The 20,357-nt window shown below is 34.6% G+C and carries 16 protein-coding genes; 11 read left to right on the top strand and 5 right to left on the bottom strand.

Annotation, left to right across the window (positions count from 1 at the left end; translation table 11 throughout):
* The first annotated feature begins 2 nt into the window (after positions 1–2).
* From DMZ43_RS10020 to DMZ43_RS09970, 11 genes are all read left to right on the top strand, one after another.
* On the top strand, positions 3–1,412 hold the full coding sequence (locus DMZ43_RS10020; protein WP_131507919.1) for a RagB/SusD family nutrient uptake outer membrane protein: 1,410 nt from the start codon (positions 3–5) through the stop codon (positions 1,410–1,412).
* A 120-nt stretch (positions 1,413–1,532) separates the two neighbouring features.
* Positions 1,533–2,915: a glucoamylase family protein gene (locus DMZ43_RS10015; protein WP_131507917.1), complete on the top strand. Its 1,383-nt coding sequence runs from the start codon at positions 1,533–1,535 to the stop codon at positions 2,913–2,915.
* Positions 2,916–4,283 (top strand): glucoamylase family protein, encoded by a 1,368-nt coding sequence (locus tag DMZ43_RS10010; protein WP_131507915.1) that lies wholly within the window; start codon positions 2,916–2,918, stop codon positions 4,281–4,283. It abuts the gene before it with no gap.
* A 10-nt stretch (positions 4,284–4,293) separates the two neighbouring features.
* Positions 4,294–5,079, top strand: a complete 786-nt coding sequence (locus DMZ43_RS10005; RefSeq protein WP_131507913.1) for a prolyl oligopeptidase family serine peptidase — start codon at positions 4,294–4,296, stop codon at positions 5,077–5,079.
* 2 nt (positions 5,080–5,081) lie between these two features.
* The gene (gene bglX, locus DMZ43_RS10000; protein ID WP_131507911.1) at positions 5,082–7,424 is read left to right on the top strand and encodes a beta-glucosidase BglX; all 2,343 of its coding nucleotides are present in this window, start codon (positions 5,082–5,084) and stop codon (positions 7,422–7,424) included.
* A 9-nt stretch (positions 7,425–7,433) separates the two neighbouring features.
* Positions 7,434–10,037, top strand: a complete 2,604-nt coding sequence (locus tag DMZ43_RS09995; RefSeq protein WP_131507909.1) for a glycoside hydrolase family 2 TIM barrel-domain containing protein — start codon at positions 7,434–7,436, stop codon at positions 10,035–10,037.
* Positions 10,038–10,925, top strand: a complete 888-nt coding sequence (locus tag DMZ43_RS09990; protein WP_131507907.1) for an alpha/beta hydrolase — start codon at positions 10,038–10,040, stop codon at positions 10,923–10,925.
* Positions 10,925–12,649, top strand: coding sequence for a sulfatase (locus DMZ43_RS09985; protein WP_131507905.1), 1,725 nt, complete (start codon positions 10,925–10,927; stop codon positions 12,647–12,649). The genes DMZ43_RS09990 and DMZ43_RS09985 overlap by 1 nt, the downstream gene beginning before the upstream one ends.
* Position 12,650: 1 nt before the next feature.
* Positions 12,651–14,504 (top strand): family 43 glycosylhydrolase, encoded by a 1,854-nt coding sequence (locus tag DMZ43_RS09980; RefSeq protein ID WP_131507903.1) that lies wholly within the window; start codon positions 12,651–12,653, stop codon positions 14,502–14,504.
* A gap of 76 nt (positions 14,505–14,580) precedes the next feature.
* Positions 14,581–16,332 carry a DUF4886 domain-containing protein gene (locus DMZ43_RS09975; RefSeq protein WP_131507901.1) on the top strand — a complete coding sequence of 584 codons (1,752 nt, stop codon included), beginning with the start codon at positions 14,581–14,583 and terminating at the stop codon, positions 16,330–16,332.
* Between the two features lie 126 nt (positions 16,333–16,458).
* Complete coding sequence (locus DMZ43_RS09970) at positions 16,459–17,283, top strand: endonuclease/exonuclease/phosphatase family protein (protein ID WP_187347858.1); 825 nt, start codon at positions 16,459–16,461, stop codon at positions 17,281–17,283.
* Here DMZ43_RS09970 and DMZ43_RS09965 read toward each other — a convergent pair.
* The 5 genes from DMZ43_RS09965 to DMZ43_RS09945 are packed head-to-tail and all read right to left on the bottom strand — an operon-like array spanning position 17,280 to position 20,199.
* Complete coding sequence (locus DMZ43_RS09965; protein ID WP_131507899.1) at positions 17,280–17,822, bottom strand: YceI family protein; 543 nt, start codon at positions 17,820–17,822, stop codon at positions 17,280–17,282. The genes DMZ43_RS09970 and DMZ43_RS09965 overlap by 4 nt on opposite strands.
* A 5-nt stretch (positions 17,823–17,827) precedes the next feature.
* Positions 17,828–18,190 (bottom strand): hypothetical protein, encoded by a 363-nt coding sequence (locus DMZ43_RS09960; RefSeq protein ID WP_131507897.1) that lies wholly within the window; start codon positions 18,188–18,190, stop codon positions 17,828–17,830.
* A 9-nt stretch (positions 18,191–18,199) separates the two neighbouring features.
* The gene (locus DMZ43_RS09955; RefSeq protein ID WP_131507895.1) at positions 18,200–19,048 is read right to left on the bottom strand and encodes a DUF5777 family beta-barrel protein; all 849 of its coding nucleotides are present in this window, start codon (positions 19,046–19,048) and stop codon (positions 18,200–18,202) included.
* A 4-nt stretch (positions 19,049–19,052) separates the two neighbouring features.
* Positions 19,053–19,808, bottom strand: a complete 756-nt coding sequence (locus tag DMZ43_RS09950; RefSeq protein ID WP_131507893.1) for a T9SS type A sorting domain-containing protein — start codon at positions 19,806–19,808, stop codon at positions 19,053–19,055.
* Between the two features lie 16 nt (positions 19,809–19,824).
* On the bottom strand, positions 19,825–20,199 hold the full coding sequence (locus DMZ43_RS09945; RefSeq protein ID WP_131507891.1) for a hypothetical protein: 375 nt from the start codon (positions 20,197–20,199) through the stop codon (positions 19,825–19,827).
* Positions 20,200–20,357 lie beyond the last annotated feature (158 nt).

The raw sequence follows: 20,357 nt of genomic DNA, 5'->3' as shown, positions 1-20,357 counted from the left end.
TTATGAAACTAAAAGAAATAAAATTTGGAATACTACTATCCTCATTATTAATGATAGTGAGCTGTAGTGATGATTATTTAGATGTAGACAGTAGAGCTGAAATTGATGCAGCTGATATTGGTGAAGCTATACCACCAGAGCAAATGGTAAATGGTATATACGGAATGCTAACAGATTGGGATTACGCTTTCTCTTATTTAGGAATTACTGAAATTATTTCTGATAACGCTGATAAAGGTAGTTCTGCTTCTGATACAGGTACTGATAAACACCAGTTAGATGCATTAGAGCATACAACTACAGGACCTTCAATTAGATCTATGTGGGAACATTGGTATAAAAGTATTGGTAGAGCAAGTATTGCTATTAACTATACTGAAAACTTTGGATTAACTGATCAGTCGTATAGAGACAGACTAATTGGTGAGGCTAAATTTTTAAGAGCATTAAACTACTTTTGGTTAGTACGTTCTTTTGGAGATGTGCCTTTACAACATGTTGATTATGTTGTACGTCAACCTAAAAATGATGTATACGAGTTTATAGAGCAAGATTTATTAGACGCAATCGATATGCTACCTGAAAAGAGTGAATACAGTGCTTCAGATTTAGGTAGAGCAACAAAAGGAGCAGCTCAAGGGTTATTAGCTAAAGTATACATGTACCATGAAAAATGGCAAGAAGCTTATAATATGGCAACAATAGTTGCAACAGATCCACAATATAACCTTCACCCTAATTATGAAGAAATCTGGAGAGCTTCTCAAGAAAACGGAGTTGAATCACTTTTTGAAGTTCAAGCTAGAGGTGAGTCAATTGCTCACGGTGTACAACAATATTCTCAAACTCAAGGTGCTAGAGGTACTGGAGGTTGGGGCTGGGGCTTCAACACGCCTTCTCAAAATCTTTTAAATGCTTTTAATGCTGAAGGAGATGTAATTCGTAGAGATGCTACAATAATCTTTGCCGGAGAAACACTATGGGATGGAAGACAGGTTAGTGCTGCAGCTGAAAACCCAATGTATAATGAAAAAGCATACTCAAGCGCTAATGCTGGAGCTGGTGATGGAGACAAAAATGTTAGAATTCTTCGTTATGCTGATGTATTATTAATTCAAGCAGAAGCAGCTTTACATGTAGGGGAAGATGCAGCAACACCTCTAAACAGAGTTAGAAATAGAGTTAACCTTACTCCAATCAATTCTCCAACATTTAACGATGTATGGAAAGAAAGAAGATTAGAACTAGCTTTTGAACACGACCGTTGGTTTGACTTAGTAAGAACTGGTCAAGCGCAAAGCGCTATGGCTGCAGATGGTAAAACATTTGTTGTAGGAAAACATGAGTTATTCCCTATCCCAGACCTTCAGTTGATTCAAACACCTGAAATGACTCAAAATCCAGGTTGGTAATACAAATTTAAAAATGACCTAAAACACCTATGATTAATAGCGTGTAGAAATCTTTGAATTAGTCTTTATTGCTTTAGCTGCATTTAATAAATGTAGCTAAAGCTTATTCTAACTTTGCTAATGAAATCAATCCATCAAAATAAAATTTTTGTTTTGACAGCTATTCTTTTGTCGATTTTTAGCTGTAAAAACAATACCGAAAACAAAGAAAACTCTGAGTTAGCTTTAGCTAATAATACTAAAGTTGAATTAACCGAAAATCAACTGTTAGACACTATTCAATATCAGACGTTCAATTACTTCTGGGATGGTGCAGAACCTAATTCAGGTTTGGCAAGAGAACGTATTCATATGGATGATAAATACCCTTCATCACCAAAAAATACGGTTACAACTGGAGGAAGTGGTTTCGGGCTTATGGCAATTTTGGTTGGTGTTGAGCGTGGTTGGATTACTAGAGAACAAGCGTTCAATAGATACACTAAAATTGTAAACTTCCTTGAAAAAGCTGATCGTTTTCATGGTGCTTGGTCTCATTGGATAGATGGTGAAACAGGAAAAATGTATCCATTTGGTAAGAAAGATAATGGAGGAGATTTAGTTGAAACAGCATTTTTAATACAAGGCTTACTTACCGTTTCTGAATATTTCAAAGACGGAAACAAACAAGAGCAACAATTAGTAGCCAAAATAGATAAACTTTGGAAAGAAGTTGAATGGAATTGGTATACCAAAGGAGGTGAAGACGTCTTGTATTGGCATTGGTCGCCAGAATACGGTTGGGAAATGAATTTTCCTGTAGGCGGTTATAACGAATGCCTAATTATGTATGTGCTTGCAGCAGCATCACCAACGTATCCAATTAATAAAGAAGCTTACGAAAAAGGTTGGGCAAGAAACGGAGCTATTGTTTCCAAAGATTCATATTATGATGAAGAATTAGTTTTAGACTATTTTGAACATAGCGATGCACCAATAGGTCCTCTATTTTGGGCACATTATTCATACTTAGGTTTAAATCCAAATGGTCTTACAGATCAATTTGGAGATTACTGGAAACTGACTCAAAATCACGCTAAAATACATTACAAGTACGCTATAGATAACCCTAAAAAATACAAAGGTTACGGAAAAGATATTTGGGGATTTACCTCAAGCTATTCCGTAAAAGGTTACGCAGGTCATAGACCTGGAGACGATCTAGGTGTAGTATCACCAACAGCTGCGTTATCCTCTTTTCCTTACACACCAAAAGAGAGTATGCAAATGCTTAAAAACCTTTATAAAAACCACGATAGTTTGGTAGGTAAATATGGTCCTTATGATGCTTTTAGTTTAGAACATAATTGGTACGTGCCAAGATATTTGGCAATTGATCAAGGTCCAATTCCAGTAATGATTGAAAATTACAGAACAGGTTTGTTCTGGGATTTATTTATGAAAAATAAAGACCTGCAAAACGGTTTACAAAAACTAGGTTTTAAATACGAAAACAAAAGCTAAATGAAGATATTCAGTTTTATATTATTATTAATTTTTTTTAGTTGCGGTTCTAGCGATGAATCTACATATCAAGAAACTAATGATCCTGTAGATGACGAAGTACCAACAGATGATGATCCTGTTGTAGTTAATCCTCTAACTGATGATCAAATAATGAATTTAACGCAGCGAGAAACCTTCAAGTATTTTTGGGATTATGCTGGTACTAATTCTGGTGCAGCTAAAGAACGTTACCATCCTAACAATCCGTCAGACAGTCAAAATGTAATTACAACTGGCGGAAGTGGTTTTGGACTTATGGCTATTTTGGTAGGTATAGAGCGTAATTATATTTCTCAAACTCAAGGTGTACAACGTCTAACACAAATACTCAATTTCTTTGAAAATGCTGATCGTTTTCATGGAGCATGGTCACATTGGATAGATGATGGAACAGGAGCTACAATTCCTTTTAGTACGCAAGATAATGGAGGAGATATTGTTGAAACAGCATTTTTTGCTCAAGGCTTAATTTGCGTAAAAGAATATTTTAAAAACGGAACAACTGAAGAACAAGCTTTAGCAAACCAAGCTGATGCGCTTTGGAAAGGTGTCGAGTGGGATTGGTATACTAATAACCAAAATAAATTACTATGGCATTGGAGTCCAACTAATGAGTTTGCCATAAACCTAGAATTGAAAGGTTATAATGAAACTTTAATAGCATTTATTCTTGGTGCTGCATCACCTGACTATGCAATTTCTTCAGATGTATACCATCAAGGATGGGCAAGTAGTGGAAGTATTGTGTCTTCATTAAGTCAATATAGTATTCCACTGATATTAGATCATGCAGGTTCAGGGACTGGTCCTTTGTTTTGGGCACATTATTCATACTTAGGATTAAACCCTTCAAACCTAAACGACCAGTATGCTAACTATTGGAACTTAAATGTTAATCATACCAATATTAATTATCAGCATTGTGTTAGTAACCCTCATAACTTTGCCGATTATGGTCCAGATTGTTGGGGATTAACAGCAAGTTATAGTCGTAATTCCGATGGTTCTGTAGGTTATTCTGCTCACGAACCAGAAAATGATAACGGTACAATTTCGCCAACAGCAGCTGTGAGTTCTATTCCATACACGCCTGAGAAATCATTAGCAGCAATGCATTATTTCTACAATAACGATTTAATGGGACCAGCTGGTTTTTATGATGCTTTTAATCCACAATATAATTGGGTGACTGAGCGCTATTTGGCAATTGATCAAGGTCCACAAATTATTATGATAGAAAATTATCGTACTGGGTTGCTATGGAATTTATTTATGCAAAACGAAGACGTACAAAACGGATTAGATACACTAGGATTCACCTATTAAACCAACTAAAATGAAACACATTAAAACACAAATTACTTTTTGTCTGCTACTAATTACTTCACTAGCATTTGCGCAAAAAGATGTATTTAAAGAGAGGAAACATATAAAAGATGGAGATACGCTTAAGTACCGTATTATGTATCCCGAAAATTTTTCAGAAGAAAAACAATATCCTGTGGTATTATTTCTTCATGGTGCAGGTGAACGTGGTGATGATAACCAAAGACAACTAGCACACGGAAGCAAATTATTTGCGGACAAAACCAATCGTGGTGCATTTCCTGCAATAGTAATTTTTCCTCAGTGTCCTAAAGAAAGTTTTTGGTCTAATGCGGATGTAGACCGATCATCTTTTCCAAGAAAGTTAATCTTTCCTAAAGATAAAGAAGCGACAACACCAATGCAATTGGTTATAGATTTAATGCAAGACGTTACCAGCAAAGACTATGTAAATACAGACAAAGTTTATGTTGGTGGATTGTCTATGGGAGGCATGGGAACATTCGAAATTCTATCAAGACAACCAGATATGTTTGCTGCTGCTTTTGCCATTTGCGGTGACGGTAATGCTGAACTAACTAAAAATTACGCTACTAAGGTGGAATTATGGGTGTTTCACGGTGCAAACGATGATGTTATAGACCCAAAAGGCTCAATGAAAATGGTTAATGCTATTCTAGAAAATGGCGGAAAACCAAATTTCACTTTATACTCAGATGCAAACCACAATAGTTGGGATCCTGCTTTTGCAGAACCTGGATTATTAACATGGCTTTTCTCTAAATCAAAAAAATAATAATGACAACGCTTAAACTTACTAACATAAAATCCCTTGCAATTGGTTTTGGTTTACTAACCGCTGTATCGTGCAACACCAATAGCAATAAAATAAAATCGAAAAATACTGACAATCCTTATCAAGCTAAAGTAGATTCCATTATCGGATTAATGACTTTAGATGAAAAAATTGGTCAGTTAAATCTTCCTGCTACAGGCCCAATTACAACAGGTTCTTCAAAAAGTACTGATGTTGTAAAAAAGATTGAAGACGGAAAAATTGGTGGTCTTTTTAATATTAAAGATCCAAAAAATATTTACGAAGTTCAGAAAATAGCAGTTGAAAAAAGCCGATTAGGTATTCCTCTTATTTTCGGAATGGATGTAATTCACGGTTTTAAAACCACATTCCCAATTCCTTTAGGTTTATCTGCCTCTTGGGATATGGAAATGATTGAAAAAACAGCACAAATTGCAGCTAATGAAGCAAGTGCAAACGGTATTAACTGGACCTTTTCACCAATGGTAGACATTTCTCGCGATCCACGTTGGGGACGCGTTTCCGAAGGAAATGGTGAAGATCCTTTTTTAGGTAGTGCTATAGCTCGCGCTATGGTTCGTGGTTATCAGCAAGATGATATGGCTGCAAATAATACCTTAATGTCTTGTGTAAAACACTTTGCATTATATGGTGCGCCAGAAGCAGGTAGAGATTATAATACTGTAGATATGAGTCGTATTCGTATGTATAACGAATATTTAGCGCCTTACAAAGCTGCTGTAGACGAAGGTGTTGGCTCTGTAATGGCATCGTTTAACGAGATTGATGGTGTTCCTGCAACTGGAAACAAATGGTTATTAACCGATTTACTTCGTGATGATTGGGGATTTGATGGTTTTGTAGTGTCTGATTATACAGGCATTTACGAAATGCGTGCACACGGAATGGGTGACGAATACGATGTAACCTCGCTAGCATTAAAAGCTGGGTTAGATATGGATATGGCTGGTGATTCGCCAAATATTAAAGCCTCTTTTACACACGCATTAAAAGGTGCTTTAGACCAAGGTAGAATTTCTGTGGAAGATATTGATACTGCTGTTGCACGTGTGTTAACCGCAAAATATCAATTGGGTTTATTTGACGATCCTTACAAATATTGTAGTGAAGAACGTGCTAAAAATGAAACCTACACACAAGAAAATAGAGATTATGCACGTCTTGTTGGTGCAGAATCTTCAGTATTATTAAAAAATGATAATCAGCTTTTACCATTAAAAAAATCTGGTACTATAGCTGTTATTGGTCCGTTAGCTAAAGCTAATAGTAATATGGCTGGGACTTGGTCTGTATCTACAGATCATAAAAGTTCTATTTCAGTTTGGGACGGTTTACAACAAACCGTTGGTAACGATGCTAATTTGTTATATGCCAAAGGAAGTAACGTAGATTATGATTTAGACTTAGAAAAGCGCGCTACAATGTTCGGTAAAGATATCCCAAGAGATGGAAGAACCGATCAGCAAATGCTTGATGAGGCTTTAGCAATCGCTAAAAAATCTGATGTTATTGTAGCTACTATTGGTGAGTCTGCTGAGTTTAGTGGCGAAAGTAGTAGTCGTACAGATTTAGGCATTCCGCAAGTACAAAAAGATTTATTACAAGCCTTATTAAAAACAGGAAAACCGGTTGTTTTAGTACTGTTTACAGGTAGACCTTTAACGTTAGTTGAAGAGAGTGAAACCGTTCCGGCAATCCTTAATGTTTGGTTTCCTGGTAGTGAAGCTGGTTTATCCATTTCAGATGTGTTGTTTGGTGATGTTAACCCTTCAGGAAAATTAACGGCAACATTCCCAAGAAATGTTGGTCAAGTTCCGTTATTCTACAATCACAAAAATACAGGTCGTCCATTAGGAAACGACGAAGGTCATTTTGAAAAATTCAAAACCAATTATTTAGATGTTCGTAACGAACCTTTATATCCTTTTGGTTACGGATTAAGCTACACCACTTTTGAGTATAGCGAGCTTAAACTAGATAAAACATCAATGTCTCAAAACGATACAATTAATGTTTCGGTAGATATTACAAATACTGGTGATTACGACGGAAAAGAAGTAGCACAGTTATACATAAAAGACCTAGTTGGTAGTGTAACAAGACCAGTAAAAGAGCTTAAAGGCTTCCAAAAAGTATTCATTAAAAAGGGAGAAACTGTAACAGTAACGTTTAAAATTTCGGTTGAAGACTTAAAATTCTACAACTCTAATTTAGATTTTGTTGCAGAATCTGGTGAATTCCAAGTAGCTATCGGAACAAACTCTGATGTCGCACTTGAAAATTCATTCAAACTTTTAGACTAATAGCTAACTATGATGCCACACATTAAATATAAGACGCTTCCCCTTTCTCTCATATTATGTGTGGCTTTCCCTTTTTTGTGTTTTTCTTTATCAAAAACCATCAATTCGGGTTGGCAGTATTCTGAAAATAAAACCCAATGGCAGACCGTCAACATTCCACATACTTGGAATGATAAAGATGCTTTTGACGATGAATCTGGTTACCGTCGTGGTTTAGGCTATTACAAGAAGCAAATCTATGTGTCTTCTCAAGATAAAGACCAGATATTTTATTTAAAATTTAATGCTGTAAATCAAGAAGCAACCGTTTTTATTAATGGAAAAAAAGCCACCAATCACAAAGGTGGTTACACAGCCTTTAATGTTGAAATTACGTCGCTTTTAAACTTTGATGCTTATAATTTAATTGAAGTTGAAGTCGATAATTCTCACAACGACAACATTCCACCTCTTGATGCAGATTTTACATTCTATGGTGGTATCTATCGTGATGTGGAATTGATAAAAGTCCCAAAACAGCATTTTAGTTTAAAGGATTTTACATCCGATGGTTTTTATGTCAATTATTACAGCGTTTCCAACGACAGAGCTGGTGTAAAAGTTGATATATTGATAGATAACTTTGAAACCAAAACCGATGCACATTTATATCTTGAAATTTTTGATGCCGAAGGAAAACGTATTAGAGAAGAACATCAAGGATTAACTTTAAAATCCAATAAAACTGAAACCGTTAAGGTCAAGTTTCCTGAAATTAAAAACCCCAAATTATGGTCGCCAGACAATCCGTATTTATACAAACTACAACTAACCTTAAGTGATAAAAACGGAACGGTTTTAGACCAAAAACAATCTAATTTAGGCTTTCGTTGGGCAACTGTAGATCCTGAAAAAGGTTTTTTTCTAAATGGCAAACCAATAAAATTAATTGGCGTAAATCGCCATCAAGATTATAAAGGTTATGGCAATGCAGTACCAATTGAGCTACAAAAACAAGATATTCATCTTATTAAAAATATGGGTGCAAATGTGATACGTTTTGCACATTATCCGCATTCTAGAGAACTATATAAACTTTGTGATGAACTTGGTATTTTGGTATGGACAGAAATACCGATAGTAAATAAAGTGACCGATTCTGAAACCTTTTTTGAGGTATCACATACAATGCAAAACGAGCACATCAAACAATATTACAATTACCCAAGTGTAGTAATGTTTGGGTATATGAATGAAATTTTTCTGCGATTGGCATTTGATAAAAAATCATCGGATAAAGAAAAAGAAGCTCTAAAAACAACGACTTTAAAACTCGCTAACCAGCTAGAAGATTTAACTCGAAAATTGGCGCCAAACCATATTACAGTTATGGCTGGTCATTTAAACGAAGTTTATAACGACACTGGTATCGCAGACTTACCAATGTTATTTGGTTGGAATCTGTACTTTGGTTGGTACGATGCACAAATTGAAGATTTAGGTAAATTCTTAGACCAGCAACATCAACGTTTTCCAAAACGCTCGTTATTGTTGTCGGAATATGGTCCTGGTGCAGATGTTAGAATTTTTACCAAAACACCTAAAAAATTCGATTTTTCTACCAATTATCAAGCAAAACTGCATCAATCGTATTACAAACAGATTACAGAAAGACCGTTTATGACAGGAATGACAGCTTGGAATTTTGCCGATTTTGGTTCAGAATTTCGTGGCGATGCTATTCCGCACGTTAACCAAAAAGGACTGGTGCAATACGACCGAACACCAAAAGACATTTACTATTGGTACAAATCGGTTTTAGACGATAAAAAACCATTCATACATATCGCAACAGATTATTTAGAAGGAATAACTTTGTTTGAAGAGGAACTATTTCCTATTCAAATATATTCTAATCAAAATGACGTTAATGTCAGTTTGAATGGTAAAAGTTTATGTGATTTTAAAGTGAAAAACGGTGTTGTTTCTATTGATGTGCCTTTCCAAAATGGTAATAATTCTATTAGAGTTTCAACTGAAAATTTTTCTGAAGAAAAAACAATGCAAGTCAATCGTATTGAAGCTTTTGATTTTAAAAATTTCAAACGCTTTGGCATCAATTTAGGTGCGCATTTTAACTTTTATGATGAAGCACAAAACATCACATTTGTACCAGACCAAGAATATAAAAAAGGATGGTTTGGATATAAAGATGGTTCAGCTTATGGGATGACCAAAGATAAAAATCAAGGTTTGCCACATAATATTAAAAACACAGGTGCAGAGCCATTATTTCAAAACTTATTAGAAGGTTGCACAGAATATCAACTGGACGTTCCTGAAGGCAATTACAACATTAAATTATACTTCGTAGAACCACAAATTAAGCCAACTGAAAACATTTATAACCTCTCAGAAGAAACATCAGAAAGTAATAAAACACAACGCATTTTTGATGTGTATATTAACGATATACTAATCGAAAAGCAATTGAATTTAGCCCAAGCCTATCCAGAAAAATATGGTGTAACGTTACAGGCAAATATTCAAACAAAAAAAGGACTAACTTTAAAACTCAACGCTATTGAAGGGTTACCTGTAATTAGCGGCATTTTAATTGAAAAACTAGACTAAATGAAATTAGTAATAAACGTATTTATATTCTTTTTTGTGTTAACACTTTCGGCACAAAACAAAGCGACTTACACGTATTCCATCAAAGGAACAGACACATTAAAGCTAGATGTTTACACGCCAGAAAACATCAAAAAAACAGACACGTTACCTGTATTGCTTTGGATGCACGGTGGCGGATTTGCAGTTGGCCATAGAGATTATATAGACGATGAAAATTTAGTAAAATATGCAGCGAAAGAGCAGAATTATATTGGTATTTCCATTTCGTACCGTTTGCTAAGAAAAGGTACAAAAACAGGTTTTGGTTGCGATTGTAGTAAGGACGAAAAGCTTGAGACCTTTAAACAAGCTGCTATCGATTATATGGATGCTGCAAAATATGTGGTTGAACACGCTAACGAGCTTCAAATCGATACTACAAAAATCATTGCTGGTGGAAGTAGTGCTGGTGCTGAAGGTATCCTAAATGCAGTTTTTATGCGCGAGTATTTTGTAGATAATGCCGAAGCGTATAGCAATGTAAAATTTGCTGGTGCTTTTTCTTGCGCTGGTGCTATTGTAGATGCAAGTTATATGACGCCAGAAAATGCTGTACCAACTGTGTTGTATCACGGTACAAAAGACCAACTGGTACCTTACGGAAATGCGCCACACCATTATTGCGCACCAACAAAAGACGGTTATATAATGCTAGATGGTTCTAAAATTATTGCTGATAAATTAGAGGAATTTGAAACGTCTTTCTATTTCAATATTGTCAAAGAAGCACGTCACGAAATTTCAAGAATTCCTTATGAAGAATTAGATATAGTGTTCAACTTTTTTGAGCGCACTGTAATTAACGATGAGGTTGTTCAAACAAAAATCATAAAAACTAAAAAGTAGTGCGATACATTCCTTTCATATTAATTTCATTATTAGTGCTTCAGTCTTGCAAAGAAAACAAGTCAGAAGCTGTCAACACCGATGTAACTGATAACTCAAAACGACCAAACATCATCTACATAATGGCAGACGACCACGCAGCGCAAGCCATAAGCGCGTATGGTCATCCTATTGGTCAACTGGCACCAACACCAAACATTGATAGATTGGCAAAAAACGGTGCGATTTTCAAAAATAACTTTTGTACCAATTCCATTTGCGGACCAAGTCGTGCTGTAGTGTTAACAGGAAAACATAGTCACGTTAATGGATTTAGAATGAATGGCGACCGTTTTGATGGTTCACAACAAACGCTTCCAAAATTATTGAAAGAGTCAGGTTACAATACTGCAATTGTCGGTAAATGGCATTTACACGGTTATCCTGAAGGTTTTGACCACTGGAATATTTTAAACGACCAAGGTAATTATTACAATCCTCAGTTTATTAAGATTCAAGATACGATTCACATCAACAAAAAACATATTGATACTACTGCGCATTGGACAACCAAGTTACCAGATACAACTGTGGTTAAAGGTTATGCAACCGACTTAATTACAGATTACGCGATTGATTACATCGATGAAAAGAAAAACAGCAACCAACCTTTCTTTTTAATGGTGCATCACAAAGCGCCACATCGTAATTGGATGCCAGCCTTACGTCACGTTAATAAGTACGATTCGGTTCAATTTCCGTTACCTGATACGTATTTTACAAAGCACGAAAATTCAACTGCATCAAAAGAGCAGTTACAGACAATTTATCGTGATATGTACGAAGGTCACGACCTTAAAATGACCAAGAAAAAAGGCAGTCCAGAATTGGCTTGGAATCCTTGGAAAACCGATTTTGAACGAATGACACCAGAGCAACGTGCTGCTTGGGATAAAGCCTATCAACCAAAAAATGATGCTTTTCACGATGCTAACTTATCAAGCAAAGCACTAGCCGAATGGAAAGGACAACGTTATCTGCAAGAATATTTATCAACGATAGCTTCTGTAGATGAAGGTATCGGGAAGATATTAGATTATTTAGATGCTAACGGTTTAACCGAAAATACCATTGTTGTGTACACGTCTGACCAAGGTTTTTATTTAGGCGAAAAAGGATGGTTTGATAAGCGTTTTATGTATGAAGAATCTTTAAAAATGCCATTATTAATCCAATATCCTGAAAAAATTAAACCAGGAACTGTTGTTGAAGGTTTAACGCAAAACCTAGACTTTGCTGAAACCTTTTTAGATTTTGCAGATGTTGATATTCCTAATGATATGCAAGGAAAATCCTTTGCAGGTTTATTAGATGGTACTGAAAATAATGAAGATTTTAGAGATGCGGTTTACTACCATTATTACGATTATCCAGCATTCCATATGGTTAAAAAAATGTATGGTGTTCGTACCAATCGTTATAAATTAATTCACGTGTATGACGATATTGATGAGTGGGAATTATATGATTTACAAACCGACCCAAAAGAGTTAACTAACCTTATCGATGACGAAAATTACGACGAGATTGAAACAAAACTAAAAACACGTTTAGCCGAATTACAACAACAATATAAAGTTACCGAAAAAGAATTTGAAAAAGCGCCAAAGCAACGTGTAGATAATGCTTACAAGCAATTTGATAGATTAAGAGGTAACACTGGATCAAAATATCATCATCATTAAAATGAAATTAAGATACACTATACAACTCGCATTCGTAATTACAGCAATGGTATCTTGTAAACAAAAACAAGAAAATACTATTGTTTCAGAGGATGATAAAGCTGAAGTAACAATAATAGATACCACGCAAACTTACATCAATCCGCTAGATATTGATTATACCTATATGGTTTACAATTCTGCCAGAAATCAATCCTATCGTTCTGGTGCAGATCCAGCGGTTATAGAGTTTAAAGGTAAATATTATATGTTCGTCACACGGTCTTTTGGGTATTGGCATTCCACAGATTTAGTCAACTGGAAATTTATCAAACCACAGCAGTGGTTTTTTGAAGGCAGCAACGCGCCAACAGCTTTCAATTATAAAGATTCGCTAGTTTATTTTGCTGGCGATCCTGCTGGTTACGGAAGTATTTTATATACCGACAATCCTAAAAAAGGATTATGGACACCAACCGCTTCCATTTCAAATAACATTCAAGATTCAGAATTATTTATTGACGATGATGGCAAGTCGTATCTCTATTGGGGAAGTTCTAACGTGCATCCTATTCGTGTAAAAATGCTGAATAAAGACGACCGCTTTTTAGAAACTGGCGTTAGAAAAGAGCTAATTAATTTAGATGAAGAAAAGCACGGTTGGGAACGTTTTGGCGAAAACAACTTTCATCCAACCTTAAAAGAAGGATATATGGAAGGTGCTTCAATGACCAAGCACAACGGAAAATACTATTTACAATACGCAGCACCAGGTACACAATTTAATGTCTATGCAGATGGTGTGTATGTTGGCGATTCGCCACTTGGACCTTTCACGTATATGAAAAATAATCCGATGAGTTTTAAACCTGGCGGATTTACCAATGGTGCAGGACACGGTATTACAGTAAAGCAAACAAACGGTCAATACTGGCATTTTGCGACGATGGCGTTGGCATCTAACGCGCAGTGGGAACGTCGTTTATGCATGTTCCCTACCTATTTTGACGAAGATGGTTTAATGTACAGCAATACCTCTTATGGCGATTATCCACGTTATGGCGCCAACCATCCAACAAAAGCCGGACAACATAATGGTTGGATGTTATTATCGTATAAAGGCAATGTAACTGTATCGTCTTCGCTTCAACAAATAATGAAATTTACGTCTAATGATGATGAAGTTGAAGTCAAAGAAATCCCAACAGAAACCAATGCTGAAGGGAAAATAACTTCTAAAGTTTTAACCGACGAAAACCCAAAAACATTTTGGGTTGCCGAAGCTAATGATGATAAGCAATGGATTACAATAGAATTGTTAAATGAAGGAACCGTACACGCTATTCAGTTAAATTATCACGATCATGACTCTGGAATTTACACACGTGTTGAAGGATTAAAACATCAATTTACTATTGAAACTTCAGAAGATGGAAAAAACTGGAAAACCGTTGTAGACAGAAGTAAATCTGATATTGATGCACCAAACGCTTACCTAGTTTTAGATGAACCTGTGAAAGCAAAATACGTTAGATATAATAACATCAAAGTGCCAGGAAACAACTTCGCGATGTCAGAGGTTAGAGTTTTTGGTTTAGGCTTAGGTGAAGCACCAAACAAGGTGTCAAATTTCAAAATTAATCGCGAAAAAGACCGTAGAGACATTTCATTTTCTTGGAATAAAGTTGAAGGCGCTCAAGGCTATAACATACGTTGGGGGATTGCACCAGATAAATTGTATCAATCTTGGCAAGTATATGATACCAACACGCATTTTATGCGCTGCTTAGATAGAGATACGCCGTATTATTTTACCATTGAAGCATATAATGAAAACGGAATTTCTGAACAAACTGAAACTATTTTTGTAGAGTAAAAAATGAATCAAATTTAATTTTATAGACAATAATAAATTTATTTTAAAACTGAATATTAACTTAATAATTATAAATATGAAAAATCTCACAACCAGCAAATTAATTAAGTTGGCACATTTTTGTCTTTGTGCATTCTTAGTTATCAATTTTTATTCGTGTAGTAGAACATCTGACGATTATACAACATCAAATTTAGAAACTGAAGCATTACTTGAAGGAGACTTAACTTTAGCGACAAGTTGTCAATATACAATTGTCCCAGAATTTAATAATGTTATTTTTCCATCAAGAAGCTACACTTGGTCAGCTGAACCTTCTAATTTAGTTGATTTTACTGTTGACCCATTAACGTTTGCAATAACTATTCAAACACTTGCAGAAGGAACTGTGACATTGAGCTTAAACTCAGATGATGGTCAAGTTTCTTCATCTACTCAAGTGGTTATTGACGATGAAAATGATGGAATTTTAAAAATCTTAGCTATTGGTAATAGTTTTTCTGAAGACGCGTTAGAATCGCATTTTTGGGGATTAGCTAATGCTCAAGGTAAGCAAGTAATTGTAGGGAACATGTATATTGGTGGTGCAAACTTAGATACTCATGCTACAAACGCATCATCTGATTCAAATAGTTATAGTTACAGAAAAATTGACCTAGATGGAACTCGTACAGTAACTTCTGGAGTTTCTATTTCTGAGGCTGTAGCTGACGAGAACTGGGACTATATTAGTTTTCAGCAAGCAAGTTATGAGTCAGGACTTTTTGAAACCTTCATAAACCCACTTCCAATTGTTTATAATGCTGTAAGAAGTCATAATAGTAACCCATGTACTAAGTATATCTTACATAAAACTTGGGCTTATGCACAAAATTCAACGCATTCTGGTTTTGCAAACTATAACAATGACCAAATGACAATGTTTAACGGAATTATAGATGCTTACATTTTAGCCGAAAATTTAATTCCTGTAGAAATGGTTGTACCTGCTGGAACTGCAATTCAAAATGCAAGAACAAGCTTTTTAGGAGACGGATTTACAAGCGATGGTTATCACTTAAACGATTTTGGTAAATATATTGCTTCTTGTACTTGGTATGAAACCCTATTTGGTGAGTCGGTTATAGGGAATTCATATTCTCCAGATGGTATGTTGCCTTTGTATATAGAATTGGCTCAACAAGCAGCACACGAAGCAGTGTTGACGCCTAATGAAATTACTGAGTTGACTGATTATCAGGATCCAGGTGGAAATGGTATTTTAACTCAACCAGTATTCATTAACTTTTCTACTAGTGATAACCCTGATGGATGGAATGCTTATACAGGCTTTTTAGAAGGTGTTGCAATACCAAATATGATTTACACTAATGGACAGTTTACAGGAATTGAGGCTGCTACAACTTCTAGATTTAGAGGTGTTAATAATACTTCAGGAGCAGGATCTACAACTACTGATTTAAATATGGACGATTCAGTATCAAAATCTAATTTTTATTCTCATGCTTTAGCTTGGGGATCAAATGACCCAATTGAAGAGAGTATTATTGAGTTTTCAGGTTTTGAATCAAATGATACTTATGAATTTTGCTTCTTTGCTTCAAGAAATAATGTAAGCGATAATAGAGATACTAAATATACTCTTGTTGGAGCTAACGAGCAATCAGCAAACTTAGACGCTGCAAATAATGCAACAAATACAGTTTGTATATCGAATGTACAAGCTGATGCTAACGGTAAAATTATCTTAAAGGTTGCAGCTGGAGATTCTAATAATAACGGAAACCAGTTTTATTATATTAATGCTTTAAGAATATCTCCACAATAAACTCATAAGTTTATACAATGAAAAAAGCCTCTTTAAATGTTTACATCAAATACATTTAAAGAGGCTTTTTTACTAAACTATTTATGCATAGATTTAAACATATATAAAGATTTTTATTTCATGATTATGAAGCGTTTTTTTACCATTATAGCTATAATAATTTCATTTTCGGCTACATCTCAAGAGCTGAAAATTATGAGCTACAACATAAAGTTAGATTACCCGAAAGAAGGTAAAAATAGTTGGACTAACCGAAAGCCTTTTATGATGAATCAAATCAAGTTTTATGAACCAGATGTTTTAGGTGTACAAGAAGCAATGCCAAATCAAATGAAGGATTTAGATGCTTTATTGACCAATTATAGTTTTGTGGGTGTTGGTCGTGATGATGGTAAAGATGAAGGTGAATATTCAGCAATATTTTATAGGAAGGATGACTTAGAAGTTTTAGAATCTTCAACTTTTTGGTTGTCGCAAACACCAGATAGAGTAGGAATGGGTTGGGATGCAGTTTGTAATCGTGTATGTACCTATGCCTTGTTTCAGCATAAAACTACCATGAAGAAATTTTGGGTATTTAATACGCATTTTGATCATGTAGGTAAGGAAGCACGTTCAAAAAGCGCTGTTTTAATTTTAGATAAAATTAAAAGCTTAAATACAGAAAATCACCCTGTGTTTTTAACTGGCGATTTTAATATGGAGCCTAATCACGAAAGTGTTGATTATATTACGCAAACTTTAAAAGATTCTAAAATAGTTTCAGAATTAGATTTTGGTCCAGAGGGAACATTTAATGGATTTCATTTTGACCAACCTGTAATGCGAAGAATCGATTATGTTTTCGTTTCATTTGACGTTAAAATAAACAAATATGCAGTGTTGAGTGATAATTGGAATATGCAATACCCTTCAGATCATTTACCAGTACTAATAGAAGCGAGTTTTTAGTTCTGAATAAGTTTTAAATCAAAGCTTACAAGGACTTCATTGGACAGTTTGTTCTTAACTATTTTGGGGATTTTTATGTTAAAATCTGAAGCTAAAACTTTAAAGTTTCCTTTTAAAGTAATTGTGCTTCCTTTTTTTTGAATTGTTGCTGAAATATTTTCAATTTTTTTGGTTTCTCCATGAAAGCTTAATTCGCCTTCAATTTTAATTTGCATTTCGGTTTCAATTTCTGAAAGAGAAAAATCTACTAAATTACCTTTAAATGTTGCCTTTGGAAATTTTGAGGATTCAGCATAATTTTCATTGAAATGCTCTTCCATTAATGCGTTTTGAAACCTAAATCCTTTTACTAGAGCTAAAGCTGCAAACTCACCATTTTCTGTATTAAGTATTGCTGTTACTGAGTTATTGGTTGCTGCAACTTCTTCAAATGAAGGAACTGAAGCTTCAAAGTTTAGGATACCTGTTTTAGTCAAAAACTTACCTTGGGAAAAACTTTGAAAGCTAATAAGCAGTATTATTAATAGTGTTTTTTTCATAACGTTTATTCTTCTAAGAGTCCATCGGTTTCCCATTGTATAACAATGTCTATTAGGTTTTGAGGTAATCTAGGGCCACCAAAAGGCATTAAAAATCCAGTGTCTTCAGATGAAATTCTACTAATTAAACCTCTGTTTTCAACCGCATTTTTTACATCTTGATAGGTTAATAAAGACATTTGAGCGCCATTAACAGGAGGGTTGTTGTGGCACGAAATGCAGTTGTTATCAATTATTGGTTTAACATCATGTAAGTAGGTAATATCCTCTATTATTGGAGTAGCATCAATTAAATCTTCTTCACTAGCGTTGGTACAGCTATTAGCGACTATAAAAAGACAGCTTATAATTAGTGTTAAATTTTTCATTTTAAATTCTTAAAAAACTCTACTTAAATTAAATCCGAAATAAATATTACCATCACTCCAATCGCCTGTACTTTGTCCTAAAAACCCATTAGTGTTCATTGGTTGTGCATTGGTAAAATGCATTTGAAACACATGTCCACCTGTTTCTAAATCAACACCTATTGAAAGCGGATTCTTAAAAGGAGAATTTGAAGCTCTGTTGAGGTGCCAACCATAATCTACATTTAAAGACCACCTGCTTGCAAGTTTATAACGACCACCAAAACCTATAGCAAATTGTGAATTGTCTTGCTCATCAAATTGTACAAAATTGTCATGGAAAAAAGTAGGAGCAATCTCTAATGAAAGATTATGGTTTATTTTCCTTGAAGCTAATAATTGTACTGTATAACCTAGACGATGTTTGAACTCTAACTTAGGTAAATTGTTCTTTTCTAAAGCGGTATTTACAAGAATAGAATTATAACCAACGATAGTAAAAGGAAATCCATTGTCGTGTTGTGATACTAAGCGATATTTAATTGCGCTTTCATAAATTTTTTGATAAGAACTACGAGAAACACTAATGTTAAATGCATCTGAAATTCCATAAATAAAATTCAATCTAGTGACAGCATCATCAAGACCAAAAAAGGTGTCAAAACCATTTTCTATACTTCCAAATCTGTGAGCAACTACAAAAGTGAATTCGTTTTTGGCTACCAGTTTTGTGGACTCAAAATTTACAATTTTGAGTCCTTTAAAAACCGCTATAGTTTTTTGATTTTCTAAAGAGTCTGTATCGATTTCGTCTAGCAAACTATCTTGAGAAAATGCAAGAAATGGGAATAATACTATTAAAAGAGTTCTATGGAGCACTTTTTTAATTTTTAATGAAACGTTTACTCTCTTTATTGCTTTCAGAAGTAACTGTAATAATATACATACCACTATTTAATGAAGAGACATCAAATGTTGCTAGGTTTGTATTGTTTATGTTTTTTGAGTTTACCTGCTTACCTAAAAGGTTGTAAATTGCGACTTCTCCTGAAAAAGCACTTTGAGAAAAATTAAGGTTTAAAACAGTGTTTGTTGGATTTGGTGTTAGACTAAAGCTTGAAATGTTTTCAAAATCCTCTAGTCCTAATAAAGTATCCCAAAAAGGAGCTCCATTTTGCCCACCATTTCCAGTATATTCAAATGGAGGCGCAACATTAACAAAAGTTCCTGCTGTCCAAATTCCTTTATTTACCGCAACGACTTCTCGTTGATGTCCAGCAGAACCCCATTGCATATAGTCTTGCATAGCAACGGATGATGCAAAACTAGCAGAATTGTATAAACCTAACTCTGCATCATTAGGATTACTGATTACTGTGGTTATTACGGTTACATCAGCACCAGCTGCTAAGTTTAATGAGCCTTGAGTAACTGTTAAAGAGCTTAATTGGTTGTAACTTGGGAAATTACATAATTGGTAATTACTAATGTCTACTGTAGTTCCTCCATAATTGTGCATAGTAACTTCTCCTGTTGATGGATTAACAACTGTTAACCTCACTTGAGCATTTGTATTAAAACAAAATGCGGTAAAGAACATTAGGGCAATAATTGTTTTGAGTGTGTAATTGTTTTTCATTTGAATTTATTTTTGGTTAATTAATAATTATACATTGGTCTAATTTGATTTCGTTTAGTAAATCGTCATAGCCTATAACACGTCCTTTTATTTTTATGTTTTTATCTCGTTCGATGTTGTCTAGAGATGTATTGAATTGACAAAAAATATTGTTGTTTAATGTGATGCTGTTCTTGTCAGAATCAGTTACAGTTCCATCCACTTCAATGGTTTTGTTTAGGTATTTACTTTCAGATGCTTTGGGGTTTATAGAAAATTCGGCTGAAAAATTTGAAGCTTTAAATACAAATTCAGCTTCTTCATTTCCAATATCTCTATGGTCTTGATAGATGTAATTATATGCTATAAGAGCAATAATGATGAGTATTACTATGGCGATCCATTTTTTCATGTTGTCTCATTAGCTTAAAACCTAGACTTTGCTTTTTTATAAACTGCTCCAACATTGTTGAAGCAGTTTAAACATCAATCTAAGAACTTAGTTGTGCTTTTAGGAAAAACAAATAATAGTGGAACTTTTCTTTTTCAATTAATCTTTTCCTTTGGCTA

The organism is Meridianimaribacter sp. CL38, from assembly GCF_004328055.1.
In the GTDB taxonomy this organism is placed as follows: Bacteria; Bacteroidota; Bacteroidia; order Flavobacteriales; family Flavobacteriaceae; genus Gaetbulibacter_B; species Gaetbulibacter_B jejuensis.
This window is presented reverse-complemented; position numbering and strand designations above follow the sequence as displayed.